This window comes from Reinekea sp. G2M2-21, from assembly GCF_015687175.1.
Lineage (GTDB): Bacteria > Pseudomonadota > Gammaproteobacteria > Pseudomonadales > Natronospirillaceae > Reinekea.
Genome location: NZ_JADPQG010000003.1, coordinates 647,609 through 660,259, shown reverse-complemented (window position 1 = coordinate 660,259; position 12,651 = coordinate 647,609). Strand labels below are relative to the sequence as shown.

The window sequence follows — 12,651 nt, the reverse complement described above, 5'->3', positions numbered from 1 at the left end:
CCCAAACCGAAAGCCCGGTCCAGAGATGGATCGGGTTTTTTTATGCCTGCGAGAAAGGCATGGCGAGAATAGACGCCTGACCATCGTCAGGTCGGGGTGCCGCACCATCCCAAACCGACAGTCCGGTCCAGTGATGGATCGGGTTTTTTTATGCCTGGGGAAAAGGCCGCACTAGCAGATAGGCTGACAGCGGGAACTGAACAATGCATGCATCGGTAGAAACGACCCATCGTTAGGTCGGGGTGCCGCACCATCCCAAACCGAAAGCCCGGTCCAGTGATGGATCGGGTTTTTTTATGCCTGCGAGAAAGGCATGGCGAGAATAGACGCCTGACTCATCGTCAGGTCGGGTTACCGCACCATCCCTAACCGACAGCCCGGTCCAGTGATGGATCGGTTATTATGCCCGGGAGAATGGCCGCACCGCTAAGAGTCTGAGAAAACCTCACGGGAAAACAGTTTATTGGATCCTTTATCCTAGTGTGCCGTTGCGAGCGTTTACAAGCCCGTACAACAATGTGCATGTAAGTCGTTGCTGTAAGAGTCTGGCAAAACAGCCTACTTCTACTTTCCCCCATGCTAAGCTGCCTCATAGTGCTCTTTGTTATCGAGCACGTTGTAATGCGCTTTGGCATTAAACTGAATTCCAAATATCATACCTGTTTGCAACTTTCTCACATTAAAGGTGACGTCTGAAAAATCTAATCCCTCTTCTATCTCTCTTACAAAGCAATGCCTTTGTGTCAGGCGAAGTGTTGGCAGAAAAGCTTTCTGTCACTCGGGCGACCATCTCAACTTGGATAAAGCAGCTGGAACAATATGGCTTGGTTGTTAACTCCGTGCGTGGACGAGGGTATCGTTTGGTCGAGTCTTTGGCATTACTTGACCGATCACGCGTGATTCAGTTTTTAGGCGAGGGAGTAGCGCAACAGTTGAAAGTTGTTGATATTGTCGCGGAGTCGGAGTCCACCAATCGTAATGCTATGGAAGCTGTTTATCAAAGTGAAGATTGGAAGCTATTTGTCAGCGAATATCAGCACGCCGGGAGAGGTCGTCGGGGTAAGACTTGGATTAGTCCCTTGGGTGCAAATCTATTGTTTTCGCTTGGCCATAAAACCATCTGGAAACCCGATGTTTTATACATGGCGTCTATTTTAACGGGCTTGGCGATCGCTGAAGTGATTGGTGAGATAACCAGCAAGCCGGTAAAAATTAAGTGGCCTAATGATATCTATGTAGAAGACCGAAAACTTGCAGGCGTGCTTTGCGAGTTATTAGGTAATCCTCAGGACGAGGCGCTATTGGTTATTGGTATAGGATTGAACGTATTGTCCTGTCCCGAAGCAACGGACATTGCATCAATTAAAATTAACGACCTGGTTGATGATAGGGCTGACCGCGATAAGCTTTTGGCGCAGCTGGTTACGTCGGTGATAAATACGATTAACGTGGCTAATGAATTTGGTATCAAGGACATTCAGCAAAAATATGCAGCTTATGATTATCTTCACGAAAAATCCGTAAAGGTTATTCAGGGGCCAAATGTTTATTCTGGGGTTGCGCAAGGTATCGATAATTCGGGGCAGTTGTTGGTAGCAATGGACAATGAGGAAACTAGGGCATTCAATGGCGGTGAGGTCTCTGTGCGATGGTAGATTCTATCTTATGCCTTGATTCGGGTAATACTCGGATAAAATACAGCTATCAGGGTTCATATGGGACGTTCGATACGATAACCGAGCTATCTGCGTATCTAACTCAAAATCCTCCTCTTGAGGTCGTTGTCGCCGATGTCGGCGGACGTTACTCGGATATATCAAGGGTATGCGAACAGCATGCGATACCGTGTACCCAGTGTCGAGTGGTGGATGGTTTTTATGGTCTTAAACTGGCTTATGCCGATGTCACGAAGCTTGGTGTCGATCGTTGGCTGGCCATGCTGGGAGCCATGTCCTTGTTCCCTGAGCAACCACTACAAGTGATTGACATCGGTACAGCCGTTAAGATTGATCATGTTAACGCTCAGAGTCAGCACTTGGGCGGTTCGATCTCACCGGGTTTGCGTCTGTCCGCCCGGGCATTGAGTCAAGGTACAGATTTATTGCCAGAAGTTGATCTTCAATTTTCAGGTGAGCTTGGTAAAAGCACTACCGATTGCATAACTTACGGTTTGGTCATGAGTGTGGTCGCGCTGATAGAACGAGCTATGCTACAGTTTGAAACACCGGTCACTCGCGTTATCACGGGTGGCGATAGCGGCATTATCTGTCAGTTTCTGGTGGGTGAGGTTACCATAGAGCATCACTTGGTTATGCTTGGCCTGCGGGTTTATTGTGAATCAGACGAATTTAAGACAAAGGTAAATACATGAAATGGACGCTGCTGTTGCTATTAGTGATTAATATCGCGCTAGGCGGCTATCAATACTGGGATGCTCAGCAGCCTGAACAGATGGTAGAGCAAGGGGCGTTGACCAAATTCAATAATTTGCAGTTGACTAAAACTCAGCAGCAGAGACTCAATGAATCCAGTGAGCGAACGCCGGTTGTGAAAGATACAGAGTCTTTACGTTGTATAAAAATCACCGGATTAGTGGCAGACGACAGCTTGCCTATTGTTGAATCTCGGTTAAAAGCCCTTGAAGTTGAGGCTAAAAAAGTAACCGACACAACCATACTCCGACGCGACTATCAGGTCATTTTAGGTCCATTTGCGAGCATTGATTTAGCGCGTGCCGAGCTCAATAAAGCTTCAGCCAAAGGCGTTGAAAGCTACGTTATTACCACAGGGGATAACAAGAATGCCTTGTCTCTGGGTGTTTTCAGCAATGATACGAATGCCAAACGTAAGGTTGATGAGCTCAGTCAATTAGGTATCAGGGCTAAAACGATTATCAAGGAGCACACTGGCACAACCACGAATCTTGTTATTGGCAAGGATTCCGCTGCGTTGTTATCGGATACTACTCTCGAATCGATACTGTCGGCCTTCGAAAATACAGAATTTTCCAGGTTCTTGTGCAATTAGACTTGCAATTCTGTTTTGTACCTCCTAATATGCGCGCCTCCTCGCTAAGCGAGGAAGGCAGCAAAGTAACGTCGCATCGCTAAGTGCTTGTTATAACTGAAAAAGTTTTACAAAACCTTATTGACAGTGACGGCCTGTTACGGCAAACTTTGCGCCCGTTCTGGAGGGGTTCCCGAGTGGCCAAAGGGAGCAGACTGTAAATCTGCCGCGTAAGCTTCGATGGTTCGAATCCGTCCCCCTCCACCACTTCCTTCTTAGGAAGATTAGCGGGTATGGTACAATGGTAGAACCTCAGCCTTCCAAGCTGATGATGCGAGTTCGATTCTCGCTACCCGCTCCATTATCCCGGTACTAATTGCTCGCGTAGCTCAGTGGTAGAGCACTCCATTGGTAATGGAGAGGTCATGAGTTCAAATCTCATCGTGAGCACCATATTGAAATTTTCAAAGGCAGGCACTAAAGTGGCTGCCTTTTTAGTATGTGTTATCAACTAACTAGTGAAGGCGAACCTAATGGGAAAGGCTACATTTGAGCGTACTAAGCCCCACGTAAACGTGGGCACAATCGGTCACGTTGACCACGGTAAAACCACTTTGACTGCTGCGTTGACTCGCGTATGTTCAGAAGTATGGGGCGGTGCTGCCGTTGCTTTCGACGGCATCGACAACGCGCCTGAAGAGCGTGAGCGTGGTATTACCATCTCAACTTCACACGTTGAATACGAATCACCTACTCGTCACTACGCGCACGTTGACTGTCCTGGACACGCCGACTACGTGAAGAACATGATCACCGGTGCTGCTCAGATGGACGGCGCGATCCTGGTTTGTTCTGCTGCTGACGGCCCAATGCCACAGACTCGTGAACACATCCTATTGTCTCGTCAGGTTGGTGTACCTTACATCGTTGTTTTCCTGAACAAAGCTGACATGGTTGACGACGAAGAGTTGTTGGAACTGGTTGAAATGGAAGTTCGTGACCTGTTGTCACAGTACGAATTCCCAGGCGACGACACGCCTATCGTTATCGGTTCTGCACTGATGGCGTTGGAAGGCAAAGACGACAACGAAATGGGTACAACCGCTGTTAAGAAGTTGGTTGAAACTCTGGATGAATACATCCCTGAGCCAGTTCGTGCAATCGATCAGCCATTCCTGTTGCCAATTGAAGACGTATTCTCAATCTCTGGTCGTGGTACCGTTGTAACGGGTCGTGTTGAACGCGGTATCGTTAACACCGGTAACGAAGTACAGATCGTTGGTATCAAAGAAACCACAACAACAACTGTAACCGGTGTTGAAATGTTCCGTAAGCTGCTTGACGAAGGTCGTGCAGGTGAGAACATTGGTGCGTTGCTGCGTGGTACTAAGCGTGATGACGTTGAACGTGGTCAGGTTTTGGCGAAGCCAGGTTCTATCACGCCTCACACTCGTTTCGAAGCAGAAGTTTACGTTCTGTCAAAAGACGAAGGTGGCCGTCACACTCCTTTCTTCAAAGGTTACCGTCCACAGTTCTACTTCCGTACAACGGACGTAACTGGAGCGTGTGAACTGCCTGAAGGCGTAGAAATGGTTATGCCAGGCGACAACATCAAGATGGAAGTAACATTGATTGCTCCTATCGCGATGGACGAAGGTTTGCGTTTCGCGATCCGTGAAGGTGGCCGTACTGTAGGTGCGGGCGTTGTTGCTAAGATCATCGAGTAATCGATTGATTAAGCAGTAAGCTTCACAAGAAACCCGCTTCGGCGGGTTTTTTGTTGTTTAACGGAAATAGTACGAACCAAGTTGCGTGCTCTCAGGCCGCAGCGTTGACTCTCACTAACCATAGATTCGCGTCTCACGCTGACAAAACTGTTTAACGCAATTTCTCCATCAGCAGGTAATACCACATTCCTACCGCCAAAAACTGATTTCCAATCCATTCACTGCCGGGAATTCTTATGTGGGAGCAGGCGGCAAAAGTATCGAATTCTGTCATATGCCCACTGATCGCGTTGGCCATAATTTCTGAGATGATGTGCGAAGTTGCGATTCCGTGGCCACTGTAGCCCTGCGCGTAAAAAACGTTATCGGACACCTTGCCCAATTGAGGAATCCGGTTGATGACTATGCCCATCATGCCGCTCCACTGAAAATCGATCCTCACGCCTTTTAAGCGCGGAAATGTCTTTTCCAGGGAAGGCCTCATTTCTGCTTCGATGTTGCGGGATTCACGGCCAGAATAGTTTGCGCCACCACCGAACAACAGTCTTCGATCACCGGTGAGTCGATAGTAGTCGAGTACAAAACGGCAATCGTACACAGCAAGATCTTTCGGGTTAATTGTCTTGGCAATCTCTTCAGACAACGGTTCCGTCGCGACGATGCCGCCCGCTGCGGGAAAAATTTTGCCGCTCATTTTGTGTCGTTCGAGTCGATGATAGGCGTTGCCTGCTAACAACACAGTATTGGCCTGCACCTGACCATGTTCAGTGACCACGACCGGTATTGCGCCATGGTTGATCGTAACAACTTTAGAATCTTCAAATATCTGCACACCCTGCTTTGCTGCGGCGGTAGCTTCGCCAAGGCAGAGGTTTAGCGAATGAACGTGCATGTTTTTGCGGTTGTAAATGGCACCGTGATAAATATCGGTTTCCAAGTAGTCTGACATGTCTTCGCGCTGCAGTAAGGTTACTTGCTCGCCCATGCCTCGTCGAACCGCTTCTTCATAACTCGCCCTCAGTTCTGTCATGTGACTGGGTTTGTAGGCGGTATGCAGATGCCCGTGTTTAAGGTCGCAATCAATACCGTATTTGGCTACTCGGTTCTTGATGATGTCATGACCGCGCCAGCGCAGGTTCCAGACGAAGTTATCAGCGTCTTCCCCCAAGGTTTTGCGCATTTGTTTGCGCATGGCGTCATCGCCTGAAAGGCTGCCGGTAATCTGACCGCCATTGCGACCCGTCGCCCCCCAAGCAATCTTATTGGCTTCCAGCAACGCGACAGAATAGCCCTTTTCGGCAAGTTCCAAAGCGGTGTTAACGCCGGTGAAGCCGCCTCCGATAACGGCAACATCGACGCGGATATTTTCTTCCAGGCGAGGGTAGTTGGATTCTTGATTAACAGTTGCGGTGTAGTAGGCACCGCAGCGAGATTCAGCCATGACAACCTCGAGAGCTGAGAATGGGTTTGAGCCGCAACGATGATTGCGGCGAAAAAGTCAGATCAGAGTTTGATCCAAGTCGCTTTCAGTTCGCTGTACTTGTCAAATGCATGCAGCGACTTGTCGCGACCGTTACCCGATTGCTTAAAGCCACCAAACGGGGCGGTCATGTCACCGCCATCATATTGGTTGACCCAGACTGAGCCTGCGCGCAGACCTCGAGCAAAACGGTGTGCCCGGCTCAGATTGCCGGTCCAGACGCCCGCAGCCAATCCGTAGATCGAATCGTTCGCGATGGCCAGAGCTTCTTCCTCTGTTTTGAATCGGATAACCGACAGCACAGGACCAAAAATTTCTTCCTGCGCAATTGCCATACGGTTGTCGACGTTTTCGAATACGGTGGGTTGCACAAACAATCCCCCGTCTACAGGCGTTACCCGTTCGCCTCCGACGGTGAGGCTGGCACCTTCGGATTTTCCTTTTTCGATATAGTCGAGCACGCGGATCAGCTGGCCTTCATCGACAATCGCGCCGACGTTGGTGTTTGGGTCAAGTGGGTTACCCGGGCGCCAGTCGATGACCGAGGCGCGCACCTTCGCCATAAATTCATCGGCTATGCTGTCTTCAACCAACAGTCGTGAACCGGCCGTACAGACTTCACCGGTGTTGTAACAAATGGCGCTGGCAGCTTCAGCCGCTGCTTTGTCCAGGTCCGGTGCGTCTGCGAAAACCACGTTGGCTGATTTACCGCCGGCTTCGGTCCAGACTCGTTTCATGTTAGATTGACCAGAGTAAATCATCAACTGTTTGGCAATGCCGGTAGAGCCGGTGAACACCAAAGTGTCGACATCCATATGCAGCGCCAATGCCGCACCTGCCGTATGGCCGTACCCTGGCAATACATTGAATACTCCATCGGGTATGCCTGCGTCGCTGGCCAGCTGAGCAAGACGGATAGCGGTAAGTGGTGACTTTTCAGACGGTTTTAAAATCATCGAGTTGCCCATGGCCAGCGCCGGCGCAAATTTCCAGGCTGCCATGATCATGGGGAAGTTCCATGGCACGATAGCCGCGACGACACCGACAGCTTCGCGAGTAACCAGACCCAGTTCATCAGGACCGGTTGGCGCAATTTCGTCGTAAATCTTATCAACAGCTTCGGCGGTCCAGCGTAAAGCTCGAACGGTGCCATTAATATCTACCGTGCGGGAATCGCCAATAGGTTTACCCATATCCAGAGTTTCCAGCAGCGCTAATTCGTCGGCATGTGTCTCAATCAGGTCAGCAAAGGCTAACAGTATGGTTTTGCGCTTGGCAGGTGGCAGGTCTCGCCAGATCCCAGATTCAAACGCCGCGCGGGCAACCTTAACCGCCTGATCGACATCGTCAGCTTTACAGGAGGCGACTTTGGCGATGGTGCGGTTGTCTACCGGAGATATGCAGTCAAACGTGTCTTTATCGAGTGCATCGATATAGGCGCCGCCGATAAATGCCCGGCCTTCTGGGGAGAGTTCGCTGGCTAACTGTTGCCAATGTTCAAGGGTGTGCAGATTTGCCATGATTTAAATCGCTCTGATCGGCTAAAAAGTTGCCGTCCAACATACTGCACCTTGGGTAGGAAATTCAATATTTTGAACACAATTTGGCTGAATTAGCCTAAATCCAGCCAGAACTACCACTGTGATGGCCGTTAAATTCAGATTTTTTTACACAAGAAGGCCATTTAGGGTTGATGTTTTATTTAGTTGACATACACTCGCCAAAACTGTTCAAAATAAAAAACACAAGGTGTGAATCATGAGCACGTCAGACACGAACAATCTGGACGCCTTTTGGATGCCGTTCACGGCGAATCGACAATTTAAAGCCAAACCGCGGATGTTTGTCTCAGCGGAGGGTATGTACTATCGCAGTGATGATGGTCGTCCGATTTTGGATGGTACGGCAGGGCTCTGGTGTGTCAATGCGGGTCATGGACGTACGCAGATCTCCGACGCGGTCAGTAAACAGATTGCGAACCTCGATTTTGCACCGACTTTCCAACTGGGTCACCCGATGGCCTTTGAACTGGCGGAGCGGTTAACTCAGTACACCCCTGACGGTATGGATCACGTGTTTTTCTGTAATTCCGGGTCGGAATCGGTGGATACCGCGTTGAAAATCGCTTTGGCCTATCACAAAGCCAAAGGGGACAGTGGTCGTACTCGGTTAATCGGCCGGGAAAAGGGTTATCACGGTACCGGTTTCGGTGGTATCTCTGTTGGTGGTTTGGTGAATAACCGGCGCGCATTCGGTTCTCTGTTAACCGGGGTGGATCATCTGAAGCATGCCTGGACACCCGGTACCGAATTTACCCAAGGCATGCCAACCCAAGGGGCTGAGCTGGCTGACGAATTGGAGGCCATGGTGGCATTGCATGGTGCGGAAACCATTGCTGCCGTTATTGTGGAGCCCATTGCGGGTTCGGGTGGCGTCTGGATTCCCCCTCAAGGCTACCTGCAACGGTTGCGGGATATCACCCGAAAACACGGCATTCTGTTGATCTTCGATGAAGTGATTACCGGCTACGGGCGCATTGGTGGTGCTTTCGCCGCGACACATTTTGGCATTACACCAGACATCATTACCTCCGCGAAAGGACTGACCAACGGCGCCATTCCTATGGGTGCTGTGTTTGTCGCCAATGACATTCACGACACGTTTATGACTGGACCGGAAGAGATGATTGAGCTGTTCCATGGTTACACCTATTCCGGACATCCGGTCGCTGCGGCCGCTGGGTTGGCAACATTGGATATCTATGAGCAGGAAAACCTGTTCGCCAAGGCGGATCAACTTGGCGCTTATTGGCAGGAACAGTTACACAGTTTACGGGAGTTTGATGTCATCAAAGATATTCGTAATTACGGTCTGGTCGGTGCGATTGAGTTTCATCCCGGTGACAAGGCGGGAGCCAGGGGTTATCAGGTGTTCGAACATTGCTTCTGGCAAGGCAACGCCATGGTGCGTTATACGATGGACATATTGGCCATGTCGCCACCACTGATCGTGGAAAAAGAACACATCGATGAGTTGATGGGCGCGTTGCGCAACGCCATAAAAACGCTTTACTAACAGACTTGAATCACTCCGCAGCAGGCGGAGCAAAGGTGAACCATGAAACAGATTACACACTTTATCAATGGCGAAACAACCAACGCCAGTGCCCGCAGCTCGGCCGTTTTTAATCCTGCACTTGGTACGCAGACGGCATCGGTGTCGCTTGCCTCAGTAACGGAAGTCGAAGCAGCTATCCAGTCCGCAAAAGCCGCGTTCCCGGCTTGGTCTAACACCAGTGCACTGAATCGCGCACGTGTTTTGTTTCGTTTTAAAATGATGCTGGAAGAGCGCATCGATGAGCTGGCTCGAATCGTCAGTGCTGAACACGGTAAAGTATTTGAAGATGCCAAGGGTGAAATTATCCGTGGTATGGAAGTGGTTGAATTTGCCTGTGGTGCACCTTCTATCCTGAAGGGCGAAATCACCGAGCAGGTCGGAACCGGAGTCGATGCCTATTCCGTGAATCAGGCGCTCGGGGTTGTCGCAGGAATTACGCCTTTCAATTTCCCAGCCATGGTACCGATGTGGATGTGGCCGGTCGCTCTTGCCTGTGGTAACACGTTCATTCTGAAACCGTCGGAAAAAAATCCAACGGCGTCTATTGTGATCGCCCAATGGTTAAAAGAATGCGGTTTGCCGGATGGCGTTTTTAATGTTGTCAACGGCGACAAAGAAGCAGTTGATGTACTGCTGACGCATAAAGATATTCAGGCCGTCAGCTTTGTCGGTTCAACGCCGATTGCCGAATACATCTATACCACGGCCAGTGCAGCCGGCAAGCGTGTACAGGCCTTGGGTGGCGCAAAAAACCACATGATTGTGATGCCGGATGCAGACCTGGATGCCGCCGTCAATGCCCTAACCGGTGCTGCCTATGGTTCGGCCGGAGAGCGTTGCATGGCAATTTCAGTGGCTGTCGCGGTCGGTGATATAGCCGACAGTCTGGTGGAAAAATTAGCGGATAAAGCACGTAATCTGAAAATTGGAAACGGTGCCGAGTTGGGTCTGGATATGGGGCCGTTGATCAGTAAAGAACATCTTGCGAAAGTGACTGGTTATGTCGCAGCTGGTGTTGCCGAAGGCGCTAAGCTGGTGGTCGATGGTCGAGATATTCAGGTCGAAGGTGGCGAACAGGGTTACTTTCTGGACGGCTGTTTGTTCGACCATGTCACGCCGGACATGACGATTTACACAGATGAGATATTCGGACCGGTTTTGTGCGTGGTTCGCGTCGACGATTACGCGACCGCGGCCAAGTTAATCAACGATCATGAATACGGAAACGGAACCTCCATTTTTACCCGCAGCGGCGCAGTCGCCCGCAAGTTCACACACGATATTCAAGTGGGCATGGTGGGTGTTAACGTGCCGATTCCGGTACCTATGGCATTCCATTCTTTTGGTGGCTGGAAACGCTCCCTGTTTGGCGGGCATCACATGCACGGACCTGAAGGGGTTAAGTTTTACACCAAGCGTAAAGCCATCACCGCCCGTTGGCCGGAAGGGGATATGGCGGCTGAGTTTGTCATGCCAACCATGAAATAATTCCCACGTTTGTTCATGAAACCGAAGTGCCACGGAACGTTGTTGCACTTCTTTTGCATCGGAATCCTATATGAAAGCCACATCAGACATTGTGACACTCACCACTGAAGGTGTTGCGCCAGAAATATTTTTACCGGCTCCGGAAAAAATCGTCAGTGGGCAGCCGCGACAATCCATTTGGAACAACTATTCCTCCACGGATGCCAAGTTTCATTCTGGTATCTGGGACTCGCAAGCGGGCGAATGGAAAATCAATTACACCGAAGATGAGTTCTGTCTTATTCTGGAAGGTGAATCGTTGATCACCGATGCACTGGGTGAGCAAAAATCAGTGAAAGCTGGTGATCAGTTTGTGATTCCGGCTGGGTTCCAGGGTACGTGGACCGTACCGAACTACTGCAAAAAAATATACGTCGTATACGAGGCATAAGGCATGACAGAACGTACTCCTCATACCGGTTCATACTATGCCGCCACGCGGCATGACGAAAACGATCGGCCGAGTTTGCAAGATCATATTGAAGCCGACGTCTGTATTGTGGGGGCTGGGTTTACCGGCATTTCCAGTGCATTGCATCTCGCGGAAGCGGGATTCAAAGTGGTTGTACTCGAAGCAGCGCGAATCGGTTTCGGTGCCAGCGGGCGCAACGGTGGACAGTTGGTGAACAGTTACAGTCGTGACATAGACACCATTGAACGAAACTACGGCGCCGAGCTGGGTAAAGCGCTTGGCGATATGGCGTTTGAAGGTGGCAACATTATTCGTGAACGTATCGAGAAGTACAATATCGATTGCGACTACAAGCCGGGTGGCATCTTCGCCGCATTCAATAAAAAACAGATGCTTGAATTGACCGAACAGAAAGCGTTGTGGGAACGCTATGGCCACACCGGTCTGGAACTCTTGAATCAGGATGGGATTCGTGAGCAGATTAATTCCAATGTTTACGTTGGTGGTTTGCTGGATCACACCGGCGCTCATATTCATCCGTTGAATCTGTTGTTGGGCGAAGTCGCAGCGTTCGAGAGCTTAGGTGGTGTGGTGTACGAAGACTCGAAAGTAACGGAAGTTGTCCGAACAGACGCCCCGGTCGTGAAAACGGCGCATGGGCAAGTGACCGCTAAATATGTATTGATGGCGGGCAACGCCTATATGAGCGGATTGATTCCTGAACTGGCCGCGAAGTCGATGCCCTGTGGCACTCAAATCGTGACGACTGAAGTGTTGCCAGACGATGTCGCTGAGTCGCTGATACCCAATGGCCATTGTGTGGAAGACTGCAATTACAAACTCGACTATTACCGGGTTACCGGGGACAACCGTTTGCTCTATGGCGGCGGCGTGACTTACGGTGGTGGCGACCCGGCCTCGATCGAGAATTTTATCCGAGGTCATCTGGAAAACACGTTTCCTCAATTGAGGGGCGTAAAATTTGATTACGCCTGGGGCGGGGATTTTCTGTTAACCATGAGTCGCTTGCCGCAGTTCGGTCGGTTAACACCATCGATCTATTACGTGCAAGGCTACAGTGGTCATGGTGTCACCACCACCCACTTGGCCGGACGATTGGTCGCCGAGGCGATGAAAGGCCATGCAGAACGTTTTGACGCTTTCGGACAATTAAAACATTTCCCATTCCCCGGAGGGCGCTTGTTCCGCGTGCCTTACACGGCAGTTGGCGCGGTCTATTATGGCCTGCGTGATAAGTTAGGAATCTGATCGCGGCATAGCCGAATGAACAGGAATGCGGCTTGAGTCCCGTCCGAAATTTATTTGCTGAACGGGCTGGAGGAGCCCTCGAACAGAGCCAACTGACTAGCGCAGTTGGTTTT

At 50.3% G+C, this 12,651-nt stretch carries 10 protein-coding genes and 3 tRNA genes; 11 read left to right on the top strand and 2 right to left on the bottom strand.

The features are described 5' to 3' along the window. Positions 1 to 692 precede the first annotated feature (692 nt). From IYN85_RS15150 to tuf, 7 genes are all read left to right on the top strand, one after another. Positions 693 to 1,655 carry a biotin--[acetyl-CoA-carboxylase] ligase gene (locus IYN85_RS15150; protein WP_255533754.1) on the top strand — a complete coding sequence of 321 codons (963 nt, stop codon included), beginning with the start codon at positions 693 to 695 and terminating at the stop codon, positions 1,653 to 1,655. Beyond that, the gene (locus tag IYN85_RS15145; protein WP_196159734.1) at positions 1,649 to 2,371 is read left to right on the top strand and encodes a type III pantothenate kinase; all 723 of its coding nucleotides are present in this window, start codon (positions 1,649 to 1,651) and stop codon (positions 2,369 to 2,371) included. Before IYN85_RS15150 ends, IYN85_RS15145 begins: the two co-directional genes overlap by 7 nt. Next, positions 2,368 to 3,027, top strand: a complete 660-nt coding sequence (locus IYN85_RS15140; protein ID WP_196159733.1) for an SPOR domain-containing protein — start codon at positions 2,368 to 2,370, stop codon at positions 3,025 to 3,027. The genes IYN85_RS15145 and IYN85_RS15140 overlap by 4 nt, the downstream gene beginning before the upstream one ends. Before the next feature lie 162 nt (positions 3,028 to 3,189). Further along, positions 3,190 to 3,273 (top strand) — tRNA-Tyr (locus IYN85_RS15135). 20 nt (positions 3,274 to 3,293) lie between these two features. Further along, a tRNA-Gly gene (locus tag IYN85_RS15130) sits at positions 3,294 to 3,367 on the top strand. 17 nt (positions 3,368 to 3,384) lie between these two features. Continuing rightward, a tRNA-Thr gene (locus IYN85_RS15125) sits at positions 3,385 to 3,459 on the top strand. An 80-nt stretch (positions 3,460 to 3,539) separates the two neighbouring features. Further along, complete coding sequence (tuf, locus tag IYN85_RS15120; RefSeq protein ID WP_196159732.1) at positions 3,540 to 4,733, top strand: elongation factor Tu; 1,194 nt, start codon at positions 3,540 to 3,542, stop codon at positions 4,731 to 4,733. A gap of 151 nt (positions 4,734 to 4,884) precedes the next feature. Here the strand turns inward: tuf and IYN85_RS15115 are convergent, their stop codons facing one another. Further along, entirely contained in the window at positions 4,885 to 6,174 is a 1,290-nt protein-coding gene (locus tag IYN85_RS15115) for an FAD-binding oxidoreductase (protein WP_196159731.1), read from the bottom strand. Between the two features lie 62 nt (positions 6,175 to 6,236). Then, the gene (locus IYN85_RS15110) at positions 6,237 to 7,733 is read right to left on the bottom strand and encodes an aldehyde dehydrogenase (RefSeq protein ID WP_196159730.1); all 1,497 of its coding nucleotides are present in this window, start codon (positions 7,731 to 7,733) and stop codon (positions 6,237 to 6,239) included. 238 nt (positions 7,734 to 7,971) lie between these two features. Here IYN85_RS15110 and IYN85_RS15105 point away from each other — a divergent pair, with 238 nt between their 5' ends. The 4 genes from IYN85_RS15105 to IYN85_RS15090 all read left to right on the top strand — a co-directional run bounded on the left by IYN85_RS15105 (position 7,972) and on the right by IYN85_RS15090 (position 12,538). Next, positions 7,972 to 9,288: an aspartate aminotransferase family protein gene (locus tag IYN85_RS15105; protein WP_196159729.1), complete on the top strand. Its 1,317-nt coding sequence runs from the start codon at positions 7,972 to 7,974 to the stop codon at positions 9,286 to 9,288. A gap of 42 nt (positions 9,289 to 9,330) precedes the next feature. Beyond that, positions 9,331 to 10,818: a CoA-acylating methylmalonate-semialdehyde dehydrogenase gene (locus tag IYN85_RS15100; RefSeq protein ID WP_196159728.1), complete on the top strand. Its 1,488-nt coding sequence runs from the start codon at positions 9,331 to 9,333 to the stop codon at positions 10,816 to 10,818. A 70-nt stretch (positions 10,819 to 10,888) separates the two neighbouring features. After that, positions 10,889 to 11,248, top strand: a complete 360-nt coding sequence (locus IYN85_RS15095) for a cupin domain-containing protein (RefSeq protein WP_196159727.1) — start codon at positions 10,889 to 10,891, stop codon at positions 11,246 to 11,248. A gap of 3 nt (positions 11,249 to 11,251) precedes the next feature. Then, entirely contained in the window at positions 11,252 to 12,538 is a 1,287-nt protein-coding gene (locus IYN85_RS15090) for an FAD-binding oxidoreductase (protein WP_196159726.1), read from the top strand. Positions 12,539 to 12,651 lie beyond the last annotated feature (113 nt).

Excerpts from the sequence above, each read along its gene's own strand:
- IYN85_RS15145 (WP_196159734.1), top strand. The coding sequence starts at position 1,649 with ATGGTAGATTCTATCTTATGCCTTGATTCGGGTAATACTCGGATAAAA.
- IYN85_RS15140 (WP_196159733.1), top strand. The coding sequence starts at position 2,368 with ATGAAATGGACGCTGCTGTTGCTATTAGTGATTAATATCGCGCTAGGC.
- tuf (WP_196159732.1), top strand. The coding sequence starts at position 3,540 with ATGGGAAAGGCTACATTTGAGCGTACTAAGCCCCACGTAAACGTGGGC.
- IYN85_RS15115 (WP_196159731.1), bottom strand. The coding sequence starts at position 6,174 with ATGGCTGAATCTCGCTGCGGTGCCTACTACACCGCAACTGTTAATCAA.
- IYN85_RS15110 (WP_196159730.1), bottom strand. The coding sequence starts at position 7,733 with ATGGCAAATCTGCACACCCTTGAACATTGGCAACAGTTAGCCAGCGAA.
- IYN85_RS15105 (WP_196159729.1), top strand. The coding sequence starts at position 7,972 with ATGAGCACGTCAGACACGAACAATCTGGACGCCTTTTGGATGCCGTTC.
- IYN85_RS15100 (WP_196159728.1), top strand. The coding sequence starts at position 9,331 with ATGAAACAGATTACACACTTTATCAATGGCGAAACAACCAACGCCAGT.
- IYN85_RS15095 (WP_196159727.1), top strand. The coding sequence starts at position 10,889 with ATGAAAGCCACATCAGACATTGTGACACTCACCACTGAAGGTGTTGCG.
- IYN85_RS15090 (WP_196159726.1), top strand. The coding sequence starts at position 11,252 with ATGACAGAACGTACTCCTCATACCGGTTCATACTATGCCGCCACGCGG.